This window comes from Aeromonas sp. MR7 (assembly GCF_963899385.1).
In the GTDB taxonomy this organism is placed as follows: Bacteria; Pseudomonadota; Gammaproteobacteria; order Enterobacterales; family Aeromonadaceae; genus Aeromonas; species Aeromonas bestiarum.
Genome location: NZ_CAWQXH010000021.1, coordinates 261,678 through 284,037, shown reverse-complemented (window position 1 = coordinate 284,037; position 22,360 = coordinate 261,678). Strand labels below are relative to the sequence as shown.

The 22,360-nt window shown below is 61.4% G+C and carries 20 protein-coding genes and 1 tRNA gene; 10 read left to right on the top strand and 11 right to left on the bottom strand.

Annotated features, from left to right (window positions below; translation table 11 throughout):
* Positions 1 to 163: 163 nt before the first annotated feature.
* The 6 genes from pth to lolB form a co-directional block, all read right to left on the bottom strand.
* Positions 164 to 760 (bottom strand): aminoacyl-tRNA hydrolase, encoded by a 597-nt coding sequence (pth, locus tag AACW87_RS13050; RefSeq protein ID WP_042065624.1) that lies wholly within the window; start codon positions 758 to 760, stop codon positions 164 to 166.
* 197 nt (positions 761 to 957) lie between these two features.
* Entirely contained in the window at positions 958 to 2,946 is a 1,989-nt protein-coding gene (locus AACW87_RS13045) for a bifunctional metallophosphatase/5'-nucleotidase (RefSeq protein WP_241325156.1), read from the bottom strand.
* A gap of 99 nt (positions 2,947 to 3,045) precedes the next feature.
* A complete protein-coding gene (locus AACW87_RS13040; protein WP_033131039.1) occupies positions 3,046 to 3,993 on the bottom strand; it encodes a ribose-phosphate pyrophosphokinase in 948 nt (315 codons plus the stop codon).
* Positions 3,994 to 4,304: 311 nt separating this feature from the next.
* A tRNA-Gln gene (locus tag AACW87_RS13035) sits at positions 4,305 to 4,379 on the bottom strand.
* On the bottom strand, positions 4,359 to 5,228 hold the full coding sequence (ispE, locus tag AACW87_RS13030) for a 4-(cytidine 5'-diphospho)-2-C-methyl-D-erythritol kinase (protein ID WP_241325155.1): 870 nt from the start codon (positions 5,226 to 5,228) through the stop codon (positions 4,359 to 4,361). Before ispE ends, AACW87_RS13035 begins: the two co-directional genes overlap by 21 nt.
* A gap of 26 nt (positions 5,229 to 5,254) precedes the next feature.
* Positions 5,255 to 5,839, bottom strand: a complete 585-nt coding sequence (gene lolB, locus AACW87_RS13025) for a lipoprotein insertase outer membrane protein LolB (protein WP_043135621.1) — start codon at positions 5,837 to 5,839, stop codon at positions 5,255 to 5,257.
* A gap of 121 nt (positions 5,840 to 5,960) precedes the next feature.
* Here lolB and hemA point away from each other — a divergent pair, with 121 nt between their 5' ends.
* The 7 genes from hemA (at position 5,961) to AACW87_RS12990 (ending at position 13,094) form a co-directional block, all read left to right on the top strand.
* The gene (gene hemA / locus AACW87_RS13020) at positions 5,961 to 7,217 is read left to right on the top strand and encodes a glutamyl-tRNA reductase (RefSeq protein WP_043135619.1); all 1,257 of its coding nucleotides are present in this window, start codon (positions 5,961 to 5,963) and stop codon (positions 7,215 to 7,217) included.
* A 53-nt stretch (positions 7,218 to 7,270) separates the two neighbouring features.
* Positions 7,271 to 8,359, top strand: a complete 1,089-nt coding sequence (gene prfA, locus AACW87_RS13015; RefSeq protein WP_005317010.1) for a peptide chain release factor 1 — start codon at positions 7,271 to 7,273, stop codon at positions 8,357 to 8,359.
* A gap of 49 nt (positions 8,360 to 8,408) precedes the next feature.
* On the top strand, positions 8,409 to 9,263 hold the full coding sequence (prmC, locus tag AACW87_RS13010; protein WP_241325312.1) for a peptide chain release factor N(5)-glutamine methyltransferase: 855 nt from the start codon (positions 8,409 to 8,411) through the stop codon (positions 9,261 to 9,263).
* A gap of 43 nt (positions 9,264 to 9,306) precedes the next feature.
* Positions 9,307 to 9,690, top strand: a complete 384-nt coding sequence (locus AACW87_RS13005; RefSeq protein WP_103471015.1) for a SirB2 family protein — start codon at positions 9,307 to 9,309, stop codon at positions 9,688 to 9,690.
* An 11-nt stretch (positions 9,691 to 9,701) separates the two neighbouring features.
* Positions 9,702 to 10,502: a SirB1 family protein gene (locus AACW87_RS13000; RefSeq protein ID WP_103471016.1), complete on the top strand. Its 801-nt coding sequence runs from the start codon at positions 9,702 to 9,704 to the stop codon at positions 10,500 to 10,502.
* Positions 10,503 to 10,657: 155 nt separating this feature from the next.
* Entirely contained in the window at positions 10,658 to 11,512 is an 855-nt protein-coding gene (kdsA, locus tag AACW87_RS12995; protein ID WP_042037513.1) for a 3-deoxy-8-phosphooctulonate synthase, read from the top strand.
* Between the two features lie 304 nt (positions 11,513 to 11,816).
* Positions 11,817 to 13,094, top strand: coding sequence for a dicarboxylate/amino acid:cation symporter (locus AACW87_RS12990; RefSeq protein ID WP_043135611.1), 1,278 nt, complete (start codon positions 11,817 to 11,819; stop codon positions 13,092 to 13,094).
* Positions 13,095 to 13,257: 163 nt separating this feature from the next.
* On the opposite strand, the gene grcA is transcribed toward AACW87_RS12990, so the two are convergent.
* Positions 13,258 to 13,638 (bottom strand): autonomous glycyl radical cofactor GrcA, encoded by a 381-nt coding sequence (grcA, locus tag AACW87_RS12985; protein WP_042867771.1) that lies wholly within the window; start codon positions 13,636 to 13,638, stop codon positions 13,258 to 13,260.
* A 734-nt stretch (positions 13,639 to 14,372) separates the two neighbouring features.
* Between grcA and ung the strand changes: the two genes are divergently transcribed.
* Together ung and AACW87_RS12975 are read left to right on the top strand one after the other, a co-directional pair.
* Positions 14,373 to 15,041 (top strand): uracil-DNA glycosylase, encoded by a 669-nt coding sequence (gene ung, locus AACW87_RS12980; protein ID WP_241325154.1) that lies wholly within the window; start codon positions 14,373 to 14,375, stop codon positions 15,039 to 15,041.
* Positions 15,042 to 15,265: 224 nt separating this feature from the next.
* Positions 15,266 to 15,814, top strand: coding sequence for a hemerythrin domain-containing protein (locus AACW87_RS12975; protein ID WP_043135610.1), 549 nt, complete (start codon positions 15,266 to 15,268; stop codon positions 15,812 to 15,814).
* Positions 15,815 to 15,864: 50 nt separating this feature from the next.
* On the opposite strand, the gene AACW87_RS12970 is transcribed toward AACW87_RS12975, so the two are convergent.
* Both AACW87_RS12970 and tal read right to left on the bottom strand, forming a co-directional pair.
* Entirely contained in the window at positions 15,865 to 16,047 is a 183-nt protein-coding gene (locus AACW87_RS12970) for a DUF3545 family protein (protein ID WP_042867775.1), read from the bottom strand.
* Positions 16,048 to 16,207: 160 nt separating this feature from the next.
* Positions 16,208 to 17,158, bottom strand: a complete 951-nt coding sequence (gene tal, locus AACW87_RS12965) for a transaldolase (protein WP_043135607.1) — start codon at positions 17,156 to 17,158, stop codon at positions 16,208 to 16,210.
* Between the two features lie 722 nt (positions 17,159 to 17,880).
* On the opposite strand from tal, the gene AACW87_RS12960 reads away from it, so the two are divergent.
* Positions 17,881 to 19,323: an alanine/glycine:cation symporter family protein gene (locus AACW87_RS12960; RefSeq protein WP_043135606.1), complete on the top strand. Its 1,443-nt coding sequence runs from the start codon at positions 17,881 to 17,883 to the stop codon at positions 19,321 to 19,323.
* Positions 19,324 to 19,407: 84 nt separating this feature from the next.
* Here AACW87_RS12960 and AACW87_RS12955 read toward each other — a convergent pair whose 3' ends face one another.
* Both AACW87_RS12955 and AACW87_RS12950 read right to left on the bottom strand, forming a co-directional pair.
* On the bottom strand, positions 19,408 to 21,381 hold the full coding sequence (locus AACW87_RS12955; protein ID WP_241325153.1) for a transglutaminase TgpA family protein: 1,974 nt from the start codon (positions 21,379 to 21,381) through the stop codon (positions 19,408 to 19,410).
* A complete protein-coding gene (locus tag AACW87_RS12950; RefSeq protein ID WP_241325311.1) occupies positions 21,368 to 22,357 on the bottom strand; it encodes a DUF58 domain-containing protein in 990 nt (329 codons plus the stop codon). The genes AACW87_RS12955 and AACW87_RS12950 overlap by 14 nt, the downstream gene beginning before the upstream one ends.
* Between the last annotated feature and the right edge of the window lie 3 nt (positions 22,358 to 22,360).

The following is a 22,360-nucleotide window of genomic DNA, read 5'->3' as shown; positions in this document are numbered from 1 at the left end:
TGATCAAGGCTCATGTGCTGCTCGGAATCCTCACGTATGCCTATACGCTCCGGTTCCTGCGCTGCGCTTCACCTTGCTGACGACCTCTCGTCACAGTGCGTGAACAGGTTCTTGGGCGACCCTGTCATATTGTGCGAGCCTGACGCGTGTCAGGCATCTGTATTCAGACTTTTTCGGCCTTGAAGCTGTGCAAGCGATTCATGGCCTTGGTCATGTCTTGCTTGAACAGGATATCGGTGGCGCGCAGGGACTCATCCAATGCGGCCTCGATCAGGCTCTGTTCACTGCTTGGGGCCTTGGTCAGGACGAATCCGGCCACCAGCTCCTTGGCGCCGGGATGGCCTATCCCGAGGCGCAGCCGGAAGAAGTTATTGTTGTTGCCCATCCTGGCGATGATGTCTTTGAGGCCATTATGACCACCGTGACCACCACCTTGCTTGAACTTGGCGATGCCGGGGGGCAGGTCCAGTTCATCGTGGGCCACCAGCATGGCTTCCGGCTCTATCTGGTAGAAACGGGCCAGCGCCGCCACGGCCTTGCCGGAGAGATTCATGTAGGTGTTCGGGATGAGCAGACGCACATCCTGACCTTCCACCTGAATGCGGGCCGTGTGGCCGAAGAACTTGGGCTCTTCGCGCAGGCTGACATTGTGCCAGCGAGCCAGCTGCTCCACATACCAGGCGCCCGCGTTATGGCGGGTCTTGGCGTATTCGGGGCCGGGATTGCCCAGTCCCACGATCAGTTTGATTTGGCTTGTCACGCTTGATGTCTTCACTCGCTGCTTGCAATGGGCAGACTGCCCAAGGCAATGGGACGCAATATTCTAGCCGCCGACTGGCGATCACTCAACCAAAGCTCGGCAACCGTGAGGGAATAACCGCTGATCGGGTTGCCAATGGCAGCAAAACGGGCCCCTTGTCGAGGCCCGTGCTGGTCATTGCTGGCTGGGGTGGCGGCTTATTTGGCCCGCAGCAGCGTGACCGTCTCTTCGGTCAGGGCTGTCAGGGTCGGCCGCTGCTCTCGCACGTATTGCACGAAGGAGGCCGCATCCGTGCCGCAGTTGACGCCGCTGGCCTTGCAGTCGAGTTGCTGACCCGGCGCATAACGGGCGCTCAGCTGATCGCCGCTCTGCTCCACCTTCTCGATGGGGAAGCCGGTCAGCTTGCCATCCACCCAGGCGAGATCCAGCCGCTCGGCCTGCTGGCGCTGGGCGTGGGCGAGCGCCTGCCAGCCGTCATTGCCATTGGCACTGTAGGCGTTCATCACCACCCGGTAGCGCTGGTCATCGACCAGATCCTGCCACTGCCCTTCGGTACTCTGCCATTGCAGTCGGGTCAGCTCGCCACGCTTGCCCGGCACGGTTTCGGTGAAGGTGTAACGCAGGTGGCCGCCGTAGGGGAACTTGCCGGCATGGGCGCTGGCAGGCAGGGTGGCCGTGATGGTCTCGGTCAGCAGGGCGCGTACCTCGGCACCGGTCAGGGTCAGCACGGAGAGCTGATTCTTGAACGGCAGCAGGGTGAGCGCCGCGTCCCCTTCGCGCAACTCGCCGGCGGGCAGATCGGCGCGCACGCCTCCCACCGCCAGCAGGGCGAAGTGGACAGGGCCGCCGGTCAGGGCCTGCACCGCCGGGGTGTTGGCCCAGTAGTATTGGCCTTCGGCCACCAGGGGAGCGACGTCGGAGCCGTGGCTGTCGCTGCCGTTGTCGCCGGGGCGGCGGGCATTTTGCAGCGCCGCCGGCAGGGTGGCGATGACGGGCCCGAACGCCTGCTCCAGTGCCGGCTTGTAGTGGCTGTCGATGATGCCGCGCAGACGCGGGTCTTCATCCACAGTCACCAGGTTGGGCTGGGCATCGATGAACTTGCCCGCCTGCTTGCCACGCGTCTCATCCAGCACCTGCTTGCGGGCCGGATCGGCGAAGAAGTCGCGGCTGGCCAGCAGCTGGTTCTGGCCCTTGCAGGCGATGACCCGGCCCTGGCCGTCGAAGCTGACCCGGGCCAGGCCGATGGCCTGGGCGTAGGAGCCCGCCTGCACCACGCAGGTCAGGCCGACCCCGTCCGGATTGGTGACCAGCTGGGCGTATTCGCCTGTCTTGCCCCAGCCGATGTTGCTGAAGTCGCCGAGCAGGCTGTGGGAGTGGCCGCCGACGATGGCATCTATCCCGTTCACCTCGGCCGCCAGCGCGAGATCCCGCTGGTTGCCGATATGGGTCAGGGCGATGACGTGGTGGATCCCCTTCTGGCGCAGCAGATCCACGGTCGCCTGGGCCGAGGCGACCTCCTTGCCAAAGCGCAGCTTGCCGACGTTGGGGGAGATGTTGGCCATGTCTTCCAGCACCAGCCCCATCACGGCGACCAGCTGCTTGCCCTGGGGCAGGTTGTTGAGATCGGTGACCGGGCTCTTCCGGTTGCCTTCGAAGGCATAGACCACGAACGGCTTGAGGTTGGTGGCGTGGCGCAGATCCGGGTCGTCACGGGTGTCCAGGTTGGCGGCCAGTACCGGGAAGTTGACCCCCTGGATGAAGCGGGCCAGCTTGTGGTTGTCGAGATCGAATTCGTGATTGCCCAGGGCCATGGCATCGAGCCCGAATTGACTCAGCAGCTCGGCATTGGCCATTCCCTCGTTGAGCTTGAAGTAGCCGCTGCCCTGCCAGGCATCGCCACCGTGCAGCAGCAAGAGTGGCTGGTTCTTGGCAAGCGCCTCGGCCTGAAAGGATTTCGCCATGGTGAGCAGGCGCGGATAGCCTCCGAAGCGGGTATAGAGGGTGTCGGTTTCCCCCTGCTTGCCAAAGATGGGCCCCTTCAGCTCGGCGTTGACCGGGTCAAACTGGGAGTGGGTGTCGTTCATGTGCGCCAGGGTCAGCACGAAGGGCTGGTTTTCTTTGCCGGGCTGACAGGCGAACAGGAAGCTGCAGAGGACGAGGAGCAGCAGCGGGCGCAAGCGATTCATGGATCTATCCTTAACCTGCCGGGGCAGGGCAATACCGGGTGTAACTGGGCTAAAAAGACAAAAACCGCCAGCTGGCGGTTTTTGTCACAACGGCGTCTATCAATGCTCAAACATGGCAGAGATGGACTCTTCGTTGCTGATACGACGAATGGCTTCCGCCAGTACGGTTGACAGGGTCAGCTGCTTGACCTTGTCGACCGCCTTCATCTCCGCGGTGAGCGGGATGGAGTCGGTGATGATCAGCTCGTCGATGACCGAGTTCTTGATGTTTTCCACGGCGGAACCGGAGAAGACCGGGTGAGTGGCGTAGGCGAATACACGCTTGGCGCCGCGCTCTTTCAGGGCTTCCGCGGCTTTGCACAGGGTGCCGCCGGTGTCGATCATGTCGTCGACGATAATGCAGTCGCGGCCGGCTACGTCACCGATCAGGTGCATGACCTGGGAGACGTTCGGGCGGGGACGACGCTTGTCGATGATGGCGATGTCGGTATCGTCCAGCAGCTTGGCGATGGCACGGGCACGCACCACGCCGCCGATGTCCGGCGACACAACCACGGGGGATTCGAGGTTCTTGGACTGCATGTCTTCCAGCAGCACAGGGCTGCCGAACACGTTGTCGACCGGGACGTCGAAGAAGCCCTGGATCTGCTCGGCATGCAGGTCAACGGTCAGCACACGGTCCACACCCACGCTGGAGAGGAAGTCGGCGACAACCTTGGCGGTGATGGGTACACGGGCGGAGCGGACGCGGCGGTCCTGACGGGCATAACCAAAGTAGGGGATAACGGCAGTAATACGGCCAGCTGAAGCACGACGCAGAGCATCCACCATGACGATCAATTCCATCAAATTGTCGTTGGTCGGGGCACAGGTGGATTGAATGATGAAGATATCGCCACCGCGTACATTCTCATTGATCTGTACGCTGATCTCGCCGTCGCTAAAGCGACCTACGGCAGCATTGCCGAGTTTGATAAACAGGCGATCTGCGATCTTCTGGGCTAGTTCCGGCGTTGCGTTACCAGCAAACAGCTTCATGTCAGGCACGGTTTGAAACCTCGGGGTTGCATCCAGTATGTGGGGGAGTCTGATTCAGACCCGTATCGTTTTGGGGCAAACGATTTATCAAGTTGACGGGTCAGGCCACTATAGGCTGCTTTCAGGCTAGGTGCATATCGTTACATGTTTCAAATCGGATGGCTGTCGCGTTTGCAGGCAGCCGTCATCCAGGAGATCGATGACCTCTTTGCGAGTGACAAGGGGACGATAATGGTTGCAGACGGGCTTGACGAGATTGCGCTCTGTCAAGATCCTCTGTGGCCGGTTTACCGACACACCCGTGTCAATCACCAAGATAATGGCTGGGGTACTAGGATTCGAACCTAGGAATGGCGAGATCAAAACCCGCTGCCTTACCGCTTGGCGATACCCCAATCACTGATTTGTTGCAATGTCACGAACAGTGGTGATATGTTCTCGCCCTTGGCGACAAACCCATCCCATCTCTTCGGCACTTTTGCCAACACTTCCCGAGCAGCCTCTTCGTCTTCAAATTGAGCAAAGACGCAGGCTCCTGTGCCCGTCATTCTTGACGGCGCGTATTCTAGCAACCAGCCGAGCGCATTGGCAACCTCGGGGTGGCGCTTTTTCACCAGCAATTCGCAATCGTTTTTCCACTCGCCTTCCAGCAGGTTGTGAAATGCCATTTTCGGCGTCGCTCTGGGCAGGTCCGGATCCTGGAAGACGGTGGCGGTGGCCACGTGGCAATCGGGCTTGAGTACCAGATACCAGGCGCTTGGCAATTCGACCGGTTGCAGTCGCTCGCCCACCCCTTCCGCAAAGGCGGCGCGGCCGCGCACAAACACAGGCACGTCGGCCCCCAGCTGCACGCCAAGCTCCGCCAGCTCCTCTTCACTCAAGCCCGCCTGCCAGAGATGGTTCAGGGCGACGAGCGTGGTGGCCGCATCCGAGGAGCCGCCGCCTATGCCGCCGCCCATGGGCAATACCTTCTCCAGCCGGATGTGGGCCCCCTGCGGGCTCGGCAGCCGTGCCTGCAACAGGCGGGCGGCGCGTATGATGAGGTTCTGCTCATCGGGCACGCCGGGAATGGCCGGGCTCAGGGTAAGCAGGTCCGTGTCCGGCAGTGGCTCGAATTCGAGCCAGTCGCCGTGACTGAGGAAGATGAACAGGGTCTGCAGCTCGTGATAGCCGTCCGGACGACGACCATTGACGTGCAGGAAGAGGTTGAGTTTGGCCGGTGCGGGCCAGCGAGTGGTGGTCATTGTCGCCTCCTTGTCAGTCGCAGCCATCAGCGAACGAGCGTCCATTGGTTGATCTGCAACTTGAGGCGGCTGCCCTGGCCCGTCATGGTCAGTTGGTGCGGCAGGCGGTAGCCGTCCTGATCCCGGTAGTCGCCGTAGACGATCTGCCACTGGCCGTCACGCACGCTGGCCAGGCTGCTGTCGGGATTGAGTTCGAACTCGGCCTTGCCCGGCAGCCCCTTGATCCACTCCGGCAGCCCCTGCACCGGTATGTTCCAGCCGGTGAGCTGATAGACGAGCGCCTCGGCATCCTGGCTCTGGTGCGGCTTGCCCTCGTTGTCGATCAGGGTGATCTCGCCCTTGCTGCGGGAGAGCTCCAGTATGTGGGTGCCAACTATGCTGCTCAGATTGAGGCGATAGTCGTCCCCATCCTGCTGCCAGTTGACCCGGGCGCTGCCCTTCTGCTGGGCCGTGATGATGGCCATCTTGCCCGACAGCTGCCAGTGGGTGAGCTGCTCGAGACGGGCCCGCTCCTGCTGCCAGTTGACCTGATCCCGCTGGGGTTGGGTGGTGGCACAACCGGCCAGCAACAGCAGGCAGGCGAAGGTGAAAATACGCAACAACAAGGTCATGCTCCAGATACGGGGATTTGCCACAGTATACGGGGCGGCCGTATTGCTTTTAAAGCCTTACCCTTTCTCGTACAATTGACGGCCTTTACTCCCAGCGCACAGATACGATCACCACCCACTCATGAGTTTGCTTGCCCTCGGAATCAACCACAACACCGCCAGTGTCGCCTTGCGGGAGCGGGTCGCGTTCGGCCCGGACTGCATCGATCGCGCCCTGCGTGAGCTGGTCACCCAACCCGGCGTAAGCGAGGCGGTGATCGTCTCGACCTGCAACCGCACCGAGCTTTACTGCAGCCTGGCGCAGGGGCAGGGGGAGCAGGTACTGCACTGGCTGCAACGTTTCCATGCCCTGGACGCGGCCGAAGTGGTGTCCGCCATCTACCAGCACTGGGACGAAGAGGCGGTGCGTCACCTGATGCGGGTGGCCTGCGGCCTGGATTCCCTGGTGCTGGGGGAGCCGCAGATCCTGGGGCAGATCAAGCAATCCTATGCCCATGCCCAGCAGTCCGAGGCGGTGAAGGGGTCGCTGGAGCGGCTGTTCCAGAAATCCTTCTCCGTGGCCAAGCGGGTGCGCACGGACACAGAGATAGGCGCGAGCGCCGTGTCGGTGGCCTTTGCCGCCGTCAGCCTGGGTCGCCGCATCTTCTCCGATCTCTCCCAGACCAAGGTGCTGCTGGTCGGTGCCGGCGAAACCATAGAACTGGTGGCCCGTCATCTGCGCGAGCAAAACGTCACCCAGATGATGGTGGCGAACCGTACCCTGCAGCGGGCCCAGTTGCTGGCCGAGGAGTTCGGTGCCCGGGTGATGACCCTGGAAGAGATCCCCGATTATCTGCACGAGGCGGACATCGTCATCAGCTCGACCGCCAGCCCATTGCCCATCATCGGCAAGGGCATGGTGGAGCGCGCCCTCAAGGCCCGTCGCTTCAAGCCCATGTTCCTGGTGGATATCGCCGTGCCGCGGGATATCGAGGCCGAGGTGGACGAGCTCTCCGATGCCTACCTCTACACGGTGGATGACCTGCAGGGCATCATCGAGCAGAACCTGGAGACCCGCAAACGGGCCGCCGCCGAGGCGGAGCTCATAGTGCAGGAAGAGCGCGATGAGTTCATGGGCTGGTATCGCAGCCAGCATTCGGTGGACCTCATCCGCGATTATCGTCATCAGGCCCAGCAGGTGGCCGATGAGGAGTTGCAGCGTGCCTTGCTGGCCCTGCAACAGGGCGAGAATGCCGAGCAGGCCCTCAAGGCCATGGCGCACCGCCTCACCAACAAGTTGATCCACGCACCGACCCAGGCCCTGCGCCAGGCGGCGGCCCAGGGGGATCACCATCAGCTCTCCCGCCTGCGTCAGGTGCTGGGATTGTCACCAGAGTAATTGTTCGGGGTGGCCGGCTGGCGGCCCCTTCCTCCATCGAGAAAACAAGATTTATGAATCCGTCACTGATCAGAAAGCTGGAAGGCCTCATCGAGCGCCACGAAGAAGTACAGGCCATGCTCGGCGAGCCCGGGGTGGCCTCGGATCAGGATCGCTACCGCGCCCTGACCCGGGAATATGCCCAGCTGGAAGATATCGTTCACGCCTTCCAGCGCTTCCGCCAGGCCGAAGAGAACCTGGAGGCCACCAAGCTGATGCTGGAAGAGGATGACGCCGACCTGCGCGAGATGGCGCAGGAGGAGTTGCCGCTGGCCAAGAGCACGCTGGAGGAGCAGGAGCAGGCGCTGCAGGTGATGCTGCTGCCGCGGGATCCCAAGGATGACAACAACTGCTACCTCGAGATCCGGGCCGGTGCCGGCGGTGACGAGGCGGCCATCTTTGCCGGTGACCTGTTTCGCATGTATTCCCGTTACGCCGAGCGTCAGGGCTGGCGCATCTCCATCGTCAGTTGCAACGACGGCGAGCACGGTGGCTACAAGGAGGTGATCGCCAAGGTGGACGGCGAGCACGTCTACGGCCGCCTCAAGTTTGAATCCGGCGGTCACCGGGTGCAGCGGGTGCCCGAGACCGAATCCCAGGGCCGGGTGCACACCTCCGCCTGTACCGTCGCCGTGCTGCCGGAAGTGCCGGAAGCCGAGCAGATCGAGATCAATGCGAACGACCTGAAGATAGATACCTTCCGTGCCTCCGGGGCCGGTGGCCAGCACGTCAACAAGACGGATTCGGCCATCCGCATCACCCACCTGCCGACCGGCCTGGTGGTGGAGTGCCAGGATGAGCGCTCCCAGCACAAGAACCGCGCCAAGGCGATGTCCGTGCTCTCCGCCCGCCTGCAGGCGGCCGAGGATGAGCGCCACCGCGCCGCCGAGCAGAGCACCCGTCGCAACCTGGTGGGGTCCGGCGATCGCTCCGAGCGTATCCGCACCTACAACTACCCGCAGGGTCGCCTCTCCGAGCACCGTATCAACCTCACCCTCTATCGCCTCGGCGAGATCATGGAAGGGGATCTGGACTGCATCATCAGCCCCATGATCCAGGAGTATCAGGCCGATCAGCTCGCCTCCCTGGCGGAAAACAGCTGATGCAGCCCGTTTGTGCAGATATCGCCGTCACGACGATGGCGCGCCGCTGATGCAGATCCAGCAGGCTCGCGCCCACATAATGGCGACCCTGGCCGGGGGCGAGTCTCCCCGCGCCGACGCCGACGTGCTGCTCTGCCATCTGCTCGGTTGCCGGCGCAGCTATCTGATGACCTGGCCGGAGCGCACCCTGGATGCGGCCCAGCAGGCGACGTTGCAAGGCTGGCTGAGCCGTCGCCTCGACGGCGAGCCCATCGCCCACCTCATCGGCGAGCGGGAGTTCTGGTCACTGCCGCTCAAGGTGAGCCCGGCCACCCTGATCCCGCGCCCCGACACCGAGGTGCTGGTGGAGCAGGCGCTGGCACGCCTGCCCCCAAGGCCAGTCGCGCCGGATCAGGCGCCTTGTGCCCTGCTGGATCTGGGCACGGGCACCGGCGCCATCGCACTGGCGCTCAAGTCGGAGCGACCGGATGCCGATGTATGGGCGGTGGATAGGATGCCGGAGGCGGCCGCACTGGCGCGCGCCAACAGCGCCGCGCTGGGGTTGCCCATCACGGTGCGTGATGGCAGCTGGTTTGAACCGCTCTCGGGCGCGCCGTGCTTCGGGATGATAGTCTCCAACCCGCCCTACATCGACGGCGCCGACCCCCATCTGGCCGAGGGGGATGTGCGTTTCGAACCCCGTTCCGCCCTGGTGGCCGACGAGCAGGGGCTGGCGGATATCCGGCTGATAGTGGCCGGTGCGCCTGCCCATCTGCTGCCCGGTGGCTGGCTCCTGCTGGAGCACGGCTGGCAACAGGGTGAGGCGGTGCGTCAACTCCTGCTGCAGCACGGCTACAGCCAGGTGGAAACCGTGCGCGATTACGGCGATAACGAGCGGGTGACCCTGGGGCGCTTGGTTCGGTGATGATGACGGGCGGGCCCGGCCTGCCTCTGTTCAAGGACATGTTATGTATGTTGCTCTCAAACATCTGCATCTGGTGCTGATCGCCTCGGCCGTGCTGATGTTTATGCTGCGTTTTTACTGGGTTCAGAAGGGGACGGCCGGCGCCTATGGCAGCCGGGTCCTGCAACTGAGCGGCTGGTTGAATGGGCTGGTGGTGCTCTCCGGCGTGCTGCTGTGCATGGTGCTGGATCTCAATCCGCTCAACAATGGCACCCCCTGGCTCAGCGAGAAGCTGACCGCCATCCTGGTGGTGGCCTTTTTGGCCATGATGGCGCTGCGGCTGGCCCGCAACAAGGGTATCCGCTGGTTTGCCTTCCTCGGCGCCCTGGGTTGGCTCTTCTTTATCGCCAAGCTTGCGCTGCAGAAGCAGGCCGGTCTGTTCGGTTAAGGATGATGACTATGATACGCGTAGACGAATGGACCGATTTCGAGGCCCACGACATCGCCGAGCTGGCGTTGTCGGTGAGCGACGAGATCCATGGTATCGGCGGCCGTGGCGATGCCGAGCTGGCCCGGCTCGATGCCTGGCTGGACGAGACGATCGACGAGGGCAACTGCGACGAGGTGCGTCGTCAGCTGCTGCAGGGCTTCTACCAGACCCTGGGTTTTCACGGTGACTGGCAGGATTACTTCTCCGCCGCCAATTGCGATCTGGCTCAGGTGCTCGCCCGCAAGCAGGGCATTCCGGTCAGCCTCGGCATCCTCATCATACAGCTGGGCCGCAAGCTCGGGCTGGATGTGGAGGGGATCTGCTTCCCCGGTCACTTCCTGGTGAGCTTCGCCGGCAGCGAGGGCGAGGTCTATGTGGACCCCTTCACCGGCGACGAGTTGAGCCTGCACCGCATCGAGCTGTTGCTGCGCGGCGCCCTTGGCAATCTGGCCACCCTGACCTCCGAACACCTGCAGCCCTCGGGCCAGTGGGAGATCATCGAGCGGCTGCTCAACGTCAGCAAGGGTGCCCTGCTGCGGGAAGATCGCATGACGGAAGCGCTGCGCTGCAGCGAACTGCTGCTGCGCATGAAGCCTGGCGATCCGCTGGAGACGCGGGATCGCGGCTTCATCTACGAGCAGCTCGACTGCCCGCGCTTCGCCGCCGACGATTTTGAATACTTTATTGAACAATGTCCGGACGATCCTGTGGCCGATGTGCTCAAGGTGCAACTGGCCGCGCTGGATCTGAGCCCCAAGCCTCTCCATTAAAGGGCCGGGAGCTGCAACGGACCAACTGGGATTCAAGCCCCTGGCCCCTTCACTCAAGGATGGCTGGGAACTGAAACAGCAGAGTATCAAGGCCGGTGTGCCAAGGCGCAACGGACTAATTTGGATTCAAGCCCCTTCACTTAAGGATGCCTGAGATGGAACAGAAGAATATCAAGATCAATGACATCGATGTAGCCAACGACAAACCGTTCGTGCTGTTCGGTGGCATGAACGTGCTGGAATCCCGCGACATGGCGATGGCGGTGTGCGAGAAGTACGTGGAAGTGACCAGCAAGCTGGGCATACCATTCGTGTTCAAGGCGAGCTGGGACAAGGCCAATCGCTCCTCCATCCACTCCTACCGCGGCCCGGGCCTGGAAGAGGGGATGAAGATCTTCCAGGAGCTGAAAGCGACCTTCGGCATGCCGGTCATCTCGGATCTGCATGAGGTTCATCAGGCCAAGCCGGTGGCCGAAGTGGTTGACGTCATCCAGCTGCCCGCCTTCCTGGCGCGCCAGACCGATCTGGTGGAGGCCATGGCCCGCACCGGCAACGTCATCAACATCAAGAAACCGCAGTTCCTGAGCCCAAGCCAGATGAAGAACATCACCGACAAGTTCGAGGAGTGCGGCAACGATCAGCTGATCCTGTGCGAGCGCGGCGCCAACTTCGGTTATGACAACCTGGTGGTGGACATGCTGGGTCTGGGGGTGATGAAGAAGAGCACAGGCGGCTATCCGGTGATCTTTGACGTGACCCACTCATTGCAGTGCCGCGATCCGCTGGGGGCTGCCTCGGGTGGTCGTCGGGATCAGGTGACCGAGCTGGCCCGTGCCGGCATGGCGGTCGGCCTGGCCGGTCTGTTCATCGAGTCACACCCGGACCCGAAAGTGGCCCGTTGCGATGGCCCGAGTGCCCTGCCGCTGGAGAAGCTGGAAGGTTTCCTCAAGCAGATGAAGGCGATCGACGATCTCATCAAGGGCTTCGAGCCCCTCGATACCTCCGCCTGATCCACGGCGCCTGTGTCGTGATGCCAAGTGCCCCGCCATGCGGGGCATTTTTATATCCGAAAGGTATTCAATAAAGCCTTAAATAAATCACCGACCAAATATATCACGGTTGCCGTGGTGTTAATGATGTTAAATGCGTTGTGTGATTAATGTCTCTTAATTGCTTCTTATAACGTGTGAAAGTGGCGCCGTTACGATGACGAAATAGCATGAAGCTGGCGAGAGAACTATGATCTCTCGTTACGCTTCCCTGCATGCTTATTTCTGCCATATGAGATGTCGATTAATTAACAGGACGTTAATAATGCGAAAGAAAATATTCAGCAGCCTTTATTTCCAGGTGCTGCTTGCGATCACCCTGGGGGTATTTCTGGGGCACGTCTATCCCGACCTCGGGGCGGATATGAAGCCACTGGGTGATGGCTTCGTTAAATTAATCAAGATGATCATAGCCCCCGTTATTTTCTGTACCGTGGTGACGGGTATCGCCGGCATGGAGAGCATGAAGGCGGTGGGGAAAACCGGTGCCATAGCGCTGCTCTACTTTGAAGTGGTGAGCACCATAGCGCTGGTCATTGGGCTGTGCGTGGTCAACCTGCTGCAACCCGGGGTGGGCATGAACGTGGATCCTGCCACGCTGGACGCCAGTTCCATCTCGGCCTATGCCGAGCAGGCCAAGTCGCAGGGCATCATCGCCTTCCTGCTTGACGTGATCCCGGGCAGCGTGATCGGCGCCTTTGCCAGCGGCAATATTCTCCAGGTGTTGCTGTTTGCTGTGCTGTTTGGTTTCTCCCTGCATCATATTGGCGAGAAGGGAAAATTAATCTTCAATGTCATCGACAGCTTCTCCCAGGTTATTTTCGGCATCATCAACATGATCATGCGACTGGCGCCGGTCGGGGCATTTGGTGCCATGGCCTTTACCATAGGGAAATACGGTATCGGCTCGCTGATCCAGCTGGGCCAATTGATCGCCTGCTTCTATATGACCTGTCTGCTGTTCATTTTTCTGGTGTTGGGCAGCATTGCCAGGGCGAATGGTTTCAGCATCCTGCGTTTTATTTCCTACATCAAGGAAGAGCTGCTGATCGTGCTGGGAACCTCCTCTTCCGAATCCGTGTTGCCGCGCATGCTGGTCAAGATGGAGGCGCTCGGCTGCAAGAAGTCGGTGGTGGGGCTGGTGATCCCGACCGGTTACTCCTTCAACCTGGATGGCACTTCCATCTATCTGACCATGGCGGCCATCTTCATCGCCCAGGCGACCAACACGCCGCTGGATCTGTTCCAGCAGATCACCCTGCTGGTGGTGCTGCTCATCTCTTCGAAAGGGGCGGCCGGCGTCACCGGCAGTGGCTTCATCGTGCTGGCGGCCACCATATCGGCGGTGGGGCACCTGCCGCTCGCCGGGTTGGCGCTGATCCTGGGCATAGATCGCTTCATGTCGGAGGCGCGTGCCCTGACCAACCTGATCGGCAACGGGGTGGCCACAGTCGTGGTGGCCCGTTACTGCGATCAGCTCGATGAGCAGCAGATGCACGAGGTGCTGGGATCGTCGGCCCAGAAGGCGGATCAACAGGGATAGCGACGAGCGAGCTTGCGGCATGGCTGTCATGCCCCGAGCCCTGCCAGAGCCAGATTTGCCGCCCGCAGGCACTGACCCATAGGCCAGCCAGGGGCGGACAGTCAGACATAAAAAAACGGCCCGAGAGGGCCGTTTTTCATGGTGCAGATCACCGCAGAGGGAATTACAGGCTCTGGGTAAAGGTACGGGTGACCACGTCACGCTGCTGTTCCGGGGTCAGTGCGTTGAAGCGCACGGCATAGCCGGAAACACGTATGGTCAGCTGCGGGTACTTCTCCGGGTTGGCGATGGCGTCTTCCAGGGTCTCGCGACGCAGGACGTTGACGTTCAGGTGCTGACCACCTTCCACGGCAGGTTCGGCTTGAACCGGCAGCTCACGGTATTCGAACTGACCCAGGTCAGAGACGCTGACTTCCTGATCGGCGGTGAAGGTGTCGCCCTTGGCGCAGATGCAACGAGCCTGTTGCTTCTCTTCGTCCAGCAGCCAGAAAGAATTCAGCAGCGCTGCGTTGGTGGACTGGGTGATTTGGATGCCCTTGATCATGGTATGACTCCTCATAGGAAAGCGGATTCAACTGTAAGGAAATTACCCTGATGTATTTAAACCACCGGGATGATTTAAAGGGCCCTTGCCTTACACCTTTACTTTGTTGGGTCATATATACCACGATGGTAATAATACGAAAATTGATCTAAATCAAAAAATACGCGATTTGTGCCTGTCTGTAGGGATTAAATTATTGAGATTAATCAAAAATAGGTCATTTTTCTGATTATGTAAGATATCCAGATTATGCATCTTTCATTAATTAAATCTAGTAATTTAACTACATGTTATGGCTATTTCACTCCGTGGAAGTCAGGGCGCAGCCGGCCCCACCGGTTGACTGGGCCAGGGTGCAGGGCTGGATGTCCATCGTCCGGCAACCCAGGATTCTCGTCTTCGCTATAAAAGGAAGCGGATCCGCCGGCAGGGGGTCAGAGGAAGGTAAGGCCCTCCGCCTTGGCATACTTGGCGAAGCGGGCTGGTTCGGCCCCCCGCGTTTTCTGCCGCTCTCGATGAAGGGGGCATAATGGCCATGGCGACCAGCCATATGGGGCTCAGCCGGTGGCGCTGCGGTTGCGTCTTGTGGTCTGCCCCCCTATCCTGAGCCCCTTGCCGCATTAATTGAGGATATTGGGGTGCTGACCTGGACAGATGTACTGGATTCGGAGAAAGAGGAGAAAGGGAGAGGACCGCAGGGGTCTGATCCTGCCGCATTGATTGAGGAGGCTGGGGTGCCGAGCTGGACAGATGTGATTGGCTCTGAGAAAGAGCAGGACTATTTCAAGGCGACCCTGGCGACCGTCAGGAGCGAGCGGGAAGCGGGCAAGCTGATCTACCCCCCGGCGACCGAGGTGTTCAACGCCTTCAAGCTGACCGAGCTGGATCGGGTCAGGGTAGTGATCCTGGGTCAGGACCCGTATCACGGCCCGAACCAGGCCCATGGCCTCTGCTTCTCCGTGTTGCCCGGGGTGCGCACGCCTCCCTCGCTGGTCAACATCTACAAGGAGATGCTGCGGGATCTGCCGGGTTTTGTCACACCCAATCACGGTTTTCTGGAGTCCTGGGCCCAGCAGGGCGTGCTGTTGCTCAATACGGTGCTGACGGTGCAGGCAGGCATGGCCCATTCTCACGCCCATCTGGGCTGGGAAACCTTCACCGACAGGGTCATAGAGCAGATCAACGCCAGCTGTCAGGGGGTTGTCTTCCTGCTGTGGGGGGCTCATGCCCAGAAGAAGGGCCGTTTCATCGATCGGCAGCGCCATCACGTGCTGAGCGCGCCTCATCCCAGCCCGCTCTCCGCCCATCGCGGCTTCATTGGTTGCGGCCACTTCTCCGAAACCAACCGCCTGCTGGCCCAGCAGGGGATGAGCCCCATCAACTGGCATTCGGTCTGCGAGTAGCCTGCCCAGGCCAGACGGATGTGACCCCCGACAGTGCGAGCCCGAGAGGGCTCGCACTGTTTCTGGTCGTCTGCGGACAGGGAGAAGACGGCAATCGAGGTCATCTGAAGGAGGGGGTATGAGCCGGGATTGTCTGCGTCAGATTTGATTGAGTGCAAAGTTAGCGTAATAAATGACCGTATACTCGAGACAGGATCTTTCTCAAATCAGTGCAAGGAGTGCCCATGTTAGCCAGTCTGCATAAGGACCACCTCAACATCGCCAAGCTGTTGCAATTGCTCAAGAACAAGCTTGCCGCCATTCGCAGTGAACAGCCGGTCAGCTACTTCCTGATCCGGGATGTGGTGGATTATTTGCGGGAGGTGTCGGACAAGTACCACCACCCGAAAGAGGACATGATCTACGACTACTACCTGAAATACCGGGTGGTGGAGGGCGAGGTCGCCAACCGGTTGCAGGAGGAGCACGCCAGACTGCTGGAGGCCGGTGCCGAGCTCAAGGAGATGGTGGAGATGATACTGATGGATGCCGTCATCCCGCTGGATCAGTTCACGGCCAAGCTGGAGCAGTTTGTGGCGCTGCAAGAGGCGCACATGAACTATGAAGAGGGGGTCATCTTCCCCCATCTGCGCGATTCGCTGACCGAGGATGATTGGCGTCACCTGGAGCAGATCTGGCATAACCGGGCCATAGGGGATCCCCTGTTTGGCGCCGAGATCAGCCAACACTTCCAGGAGCTGGCCAAACGCCTGTCGTTGCCACTCTCCTCCTGACAGTCACAAGCCACTAAAAAACAGCGCCCCGGTTAACCGGGGCGCTGTTTTTACAGTTCGATCTCTTCCGAGAGACCTTCGTAGGCGATGTCGATGGATTGCAGCTCCTTCTGCAGGCGATGCTTGTCTTTCAACGCCTCAATCTCACGCCATTTACGTTTCTTTCCCGTTGTCCCGCGGCTACGTGAACCGAGCTCAACTACATCGTCATAATCGAAGTTGAACATTTCCATGGCTCCCTCCTTGGTTATTCTCGTTTTCATCACCCGTATAACATAACGCCATTAAAATTAAAACGTTTTCGTGACGAACTCATGACAGGGGATCCAGCGCCCATAAAAAAACCGGACTCCCTCGCGGGAGTCCGGTTCTTGTCTGCTCTTGGCGCCCTGATTAGAGGCGGCTGGCCAGCATGGTTTCCAGCTTGCCCTGGTCGATGGCGAACATGCGGATGCCCTCGCCCAGCTTCTCGTGGGCCATGGCGTCCTGGTTCAGTTCCCAGCGGAATTCGGCCTCGCTCATCGGAGCCGGTTTGGCCTTGCGCTCGCCTGTGTAGTTCAGCTTGCGTACCACGGCGCCTTCGGTCTTGCTCAGCTCTTCCAGCAGGGCCGGGCCTATGGTCAGGCGGTCGCAGCCGGCCAGTTCCAGGATCTCGCCTGTGTTGCGGAAGCTGGCACCCATGACCACGGTCGGGTAGTCGTGCTGCTTGTAGTAGTCGTAGATGGCGGTGACGGAAACCACGCCCGGATCTTCGCTCGCGGTGTAGTCACGGTTGTGCTTGGCCTTGTACCAGTCGAGGATGCGGCCCACGAACGGGGAGATCAGGAAGGCGCCGGCTTCGGCACAGGCACGGGCCTGGGCGAAGGAGAACAGCAGGGTCAGGTTGCACTGGATACCCTCTTTCTCCAGCACCTCGGCGGCACGGATCCCTTCCCAGGTGGAGGCCAGCTTGATCAGGATGCGATCGTTGCTGATACCGGCTTCGTTGTAGAGGCGGATCAGTTTGCGGGCCTTGGCGATGCTGGCGGCGGTATCGAAGGAGAGACGGGCGTCCACTTCGGTGGAGATGCGGCCCGGAACGATTTTCAGGATTTCCAGACCTATGTTGACCGCCAGCTTGTCGCCCGCGTCGATGATTTGCTGTGCCTTGTCCTGGCTCTGGGCTTTGGCCCAGTTGATGGCGTCTTCGATCAGCGCCGCGTATTCGGGGATCTCGGATGCCTTCAACACCAGGGAGGGGTTGGTGGTGGCATCGATGGGCTGGTAGCGCTTGATGGCTTCGATATCACCGGTATCGGCGACAACTGTGGTCAGGGCTTTCAGCTGGGTTAATTTATCGGCCATAGCAAATATCATCTCTTAATGAGGGAGGGATCCCGGGGTTGCGGGCGTGAGACGACAGTTCTGAAATAAAATTACAAAATCCCGGCGGCTCAGGCTCAGAAAAGCACGATGGGGGAGGCCCATCGCCATTGCCTGCCTAATTAATACGGATGTGGCGCATCCTGCAATAGGGGGGCTTGTATGCTTATCAGCCAGTCGCCGGCGGCGCGGGGAAGAAGTGGATAAAAGTTATTGATAAAAAACGACTTTTATCCATTTTTAGCAAATGGATTTATCCCCCGATAAAAACAACTTTTTTGGTTGATTATCGGTTTTGTGTCATCGATCACATAAATTGTGTGGTCAGCCACTTGAAATTTTATTACGTGTAAAACGTTTGGCAAAATGGGGCCATTTTGAAATCCATTTCAGGTAAACGCTTGCGCCCTAGTTTGCTTCCCCGTGAACGCATCTACCTCTATGTAGATAATTGCCAAGTTGTGCTCTTTTGGGTCTAATTTGTCGGCTGATTGATTGAGTTTCAAGTTTTGTTGAAAATTTGCGTGTTAAATGAAGCTTTATTGCGCCGGACAGCTCGTTTTTTGTTTTCTCAGTGATCGCGATCACTATTCTGAACTCCCTCGCTATGCTAGATTCCGCCCCTTTAGTGAACCGCTAATTCAGAAACAGACAGCAAGGGGCCAGCGCAGACTGGCCATGGACGTGATAACAACGAGAGAAATATGGACACCTTGATCGCAATGATTAACGACCTGATGTGGGGAGCCGTGCTCATCTACCTGCTCATCGGGGTCGGCATCTTCTTTACCTTCCGGCTGGGCTTTATCCAGATCCGCCATTTCGGCCACATGTTCTCCGTGTTGCGCAATAGCCGCAAATCGGACAAGGCCGGCATCTCCTCCTTCCAGGCACTCTGTACCAGCCTTGCCGCCCGCGTGGGTACCGGCAACCTGGCCGGTGTGGCCGTGGCCATCTACCTAGGTGGCCCGGGTGCCATCTTCTGGATGTGGCTGATCGCCTTCATCGGCATGGCGACGGCCTTCGTGGAGAGCACTCTGGCCCAGCTCTACAAGGTGAAGGACGAGGATGGCAACTACCGTGGTGGCCCCGCCTACTACATGGAGCGCGGCCTCGGCATGCGCTGGATGGGGGTGGTGTTCTCCCTCTGTCTGTTGCTGGCATTCGGCCTGGTGTTCAACGCGGTGCAGGCCAACTCCATCAGCCTGGCGATGAACGTGGCGTTCGGCATTCCTGACTGGGCGACCGGCCTGGCGCTGGTGGTGCTCTCCGGCCTCATCATCTTCGGCGGCATTCGTGGCATAGCCCGCTTCGCCGAACTGGTGGTGCCCTTCATGGCGCTGGCCTACATACTGATGGCGCTGTTCGTGGTGGCGATGAACATCAGCGAACTGCCAGGGGTGTTTGTGCTGATCATCAAGTCGGCCTTCGGCATCGAGCAGGCGGGTTCCGGCGCCATGGGTTACGCCATCTCCCAGGCGATGATCAACGGCATCAAGCGCGGTCTCTTCTCCAACGAAGCCGGTATGGGTTCAGCCCCCAACGCCGCCGCGACCGCGACCCCCTATCCGCCGCACCCGGCCTCCCAGGGTTATGTGCAGATGTTGGGGGTTTTCCTCGACACTATCGTCATCTGTACCTGTACCGCGGCCATCATACTGATGTCCGGCCAGTTTGAACCTGGCTCCGGCATCACAGGGGTCGAGCTGACCCAGCGGGCGCTCTCCTCCCAGATAGGTGGCGGTGGCAACATCTTCATCGCGGCGGCCATCTTCTTCTTCGCCTTCACCTCCATAGTGGCGAACTACTCCTACGCCGAGACCAACCTGGTGTTCCTAGAGCACAACCACAAGGGCGGCCTGATGCTGTTCCGGATGTTCGTGCTGGGCATGGTGATGTTCGGTTCCGTGGGTGAGCTGCCGACCGTGTGGGCCATGGCGGATGTCTCCATGGGGCTGATGGCCATCGTCAACCTGGTGGCCATATTGCTGCTCTCCGGCGTGGCCATCAAGCTGGCCAAGGACTACAACGATCAGCTCAAGCTGGGCAAGGTGCCCACCTTCGATGCCAACAAGTACCCCGAGATCCGCAGCCAGCTGGAAGAGGGGATCTGGGACAACCCGCCCCAGAGCAGCAAGCAGGCCTGAGCCTGACGCTCGCTGTTGCCTGATGAACAAGGGGAGCCACTGGCTCCCCTTTTGCTTGCGCGGGATCCTGATGGGTGCCCGGCGCTATCTCTGCCCATCCCATGCGCGGCAGGTCTGGCGCAGCCGTCGCTGCAGTTGCTGCCAGACTCGCTGTCGTTGTCTCGGGGAGAGGGGGGCGTAGCGCCAGCGCCGATAGAGCCAGGCGCAGCGTGCCAGCGGTCGCGCCAGCAGAGGGACAAGGGAGCCGAGCCGCGCGCACCAGCTGGCCAGACTCTCCCCCTCGGCGGGTTGCCACCCCTGGCGGGCGGCACGCCGGCGCAGGGGGCGCCACAGCCGCTGTTGCGGCGGCGCCCGCCCCGGCCACAACAGCAGCGTGCCCACCAGGGCGGCCACCCCCAGCAGGCAGGCCAGGATCAGCCAGGCAGTGTGGCTGGCCAGCACAGGCCAGCGCGCTCCCACCTGTTGCCACAACAGGGCTGCATCGTAGTTGAGCACCCGCCGGGTCCACTGGTAGTCGAGATTGGCGCCCCACCAGCGCAACTGGTTGAGCAGGGCCCAGTTGCGATAGCGCTGCAGTGAGAGGGGATCGGCGGCGGTGAACTCGTCGCTCAGGGCCGCCGTCATGCCCCCCTCTATCCGTTGCGGTGCCACCGCCGCCGTGGGGTCCAGCCGCTGCCAGTCGTCCTGCTCATTCAGGTATTCCACCCAGGCGTGGGCATCGAACTGATGCACTTCTAGGTAGTTGCCCCTGGGGTTCCACTCACCGCCGAGATAGCCGGTCACCAGCCGCGCCGGAATGCCGGCCGCCCGCAGCACGAAGGCGGTGGCCATGGCGTAGTGGCCGCAGAAGCCGCGCCGACTGTTGAACAGGAAGTCATCCACCCCATCCGGTCCCAGCAGCGGCGGTTGCAGTGTGTAGTAAAAGGGTTCGCGCCGAAACTCATCGAGCAGGGCCGAGGCCAGCGCTGCCCGGTCGGGATAACGGGCTGCCAAGGTGAGGGCATGGGCGCGGGCCCTGGGGTTGCCGGCCGGGGGCAGTTGCAGGTTGAGCCGCCGGGCGGCGAGGTCGGTCTTGGGCGCTGTTGGCTCGCTGGTGACCCGGTAGCTGATCCTTTGATCCCCCCGGTCCCGGCGATAGAGGGTGGTGAGCGGGCTGACTTGCACCGGGCCGCTCACCACCCTGGGCCTGGGCAGGGCCAGGGTCCAGCGGTGGCGCTGGGGTTCGGCAATCACCTCGTAGCTGGCGCCAGGCAGGGCCCCTGCACTGGCCTGAAGGGGCGCAGTCTGCATGGGTTGGGCTTGTTGCCACTGCCGGATCTCGGCGCTCAGCCGCCAGCGCCGGCCATCGAACAGCTCCTGGCGCATCACGGGAAAATAGCGCTCATTGGCGGGGGGCGGGCCGTCGGCAAAGGTGACACGAAAGGCCAGCTCGGAAGAGTTGACCAGCTCGCTGATGTCGCCGGGGGCCACCTCTTCCGAAAGACCCGACAGGGCGCGGCTGGTGGTCGGCATCTGCCAGAGCGGCGGCAGCCTGGGCAGCACCAGAAACAGGGTCAGCAGAAGGGGAAGGGCCAGCAGCAGCGAGAAACCCGCGCTGCGCCACGGTTGTTTCTGTTCGGGGGCCACGGCGGTCACCAGCGCCGTCACCGCCAGCCAGAGGGCCCCCGCCATCGCCAGGGTCCAGCCCATGCTTTGGCGCTGCACCAGCGTCAGTGCGATGAGAAAGAAGGCGAGCAGCAATACCTGCTCTATATCCCGTTCCCGCCGCACTTCGATGATCTTCAGGCTGTAGCCGAGCCAGAGCAGGTTGATGAGGGCCGGCAAGGTGCCCAGTGCCCGCCACTGCCAGGCCAGCAGCAGGGCCCCTGTGATGGCCAGCAGCGCCAGTGCACGAGCGGGGGGGGCGCGCCAGCCCCGCCACAGCATCATGGCTCGCACGCTCAGGGTGAGGGCGCCGACGGCGACGATCCAGAGCTGCAGCTGAGGCCAGAGTGCCAGCACCAGCAGCAGCTGTTGCAGGGCGATGAGGGGCAGCAGGCGCCGGTTATCGAGCAGCATACGGGCTGGCCTCGTCTGCCTGAGCCTGCGGGTTGTCGACGCTGGCCAGCGCCAGCTGGCAGCGCTGGAGAAAGGCGGGGCCACAGTCAGGGCCGAGCGTCTGCCCCGCCAGAGTCAGGGTGAAGGGAATGCCCCGCCTGCCGTAATCACCACACCACCAGGCCAGCACCGCCAGCCGCTGCTCCAGATCCGTGCCCGTTACCTGCGCCAGGCTGAGGTGCGTGTCATCCTGCCTCGGCTCGTGGAACTGCTTGACCAGCAGGCCGCGCCCCTGGGCGAGCTGCTTCCAGGCGATCCGGCCGAAAGGCTCCCCACTCTGGTATGCCCGCAGCATGTCAAAGTCGCCGAGGGGGGCCGGGCCTGGCTGGCCCTGCGCGCCGTGCTGAGCCGACAGCTCCTCGCTTCGCAACAGCCCATGCAGAGGCTTGGGGGAGAGCCAGGCCTCCAGTTGCAGGTCCAGCAGCGACCAGCAGCGAAACAGACCGAGGGGGTAGCGGCTCTCCACCCGCAAGCGGCCCAATGGCAGACGGCCCCGTCGCAGGCCCTGCACCGGCAGGGTCAGGCACTGGGGAGCCGAGCCGGCCTGCGCCAGCCAGAGCGACCCCTCGTTGAGACTGAAGTGCAGCGCCTGCACCGGGTGCGGGCTCTGCACCGTCACCCGCATGGGCAGCTGGCTGCCCGCCTCTCCCAGCACAGCGGGTCCTCCCAGCAATGCCAGCCCCAGCAGGTTGCGATGGGTGAGCCACATGGCGGCCATGAAGAGGCTGCCGAGGCAATAAGATACCAGCAGCACCAGGTTGTTCTGGTAGTTGGTGCCGAGCAGATAGATGGCGATCATCACCAGCAGATAGAGCAGCCCCATGCGAGTAGGCAGGATAAACAGGCTGCGCGGCCCCAGGGTCATCTGGCGGGCCGGGGGGATGCGGCGGGCCAGCCAGCGTCGCTGCCAGCGCTCCCTCCACTGGCGCCAGCCCATCAG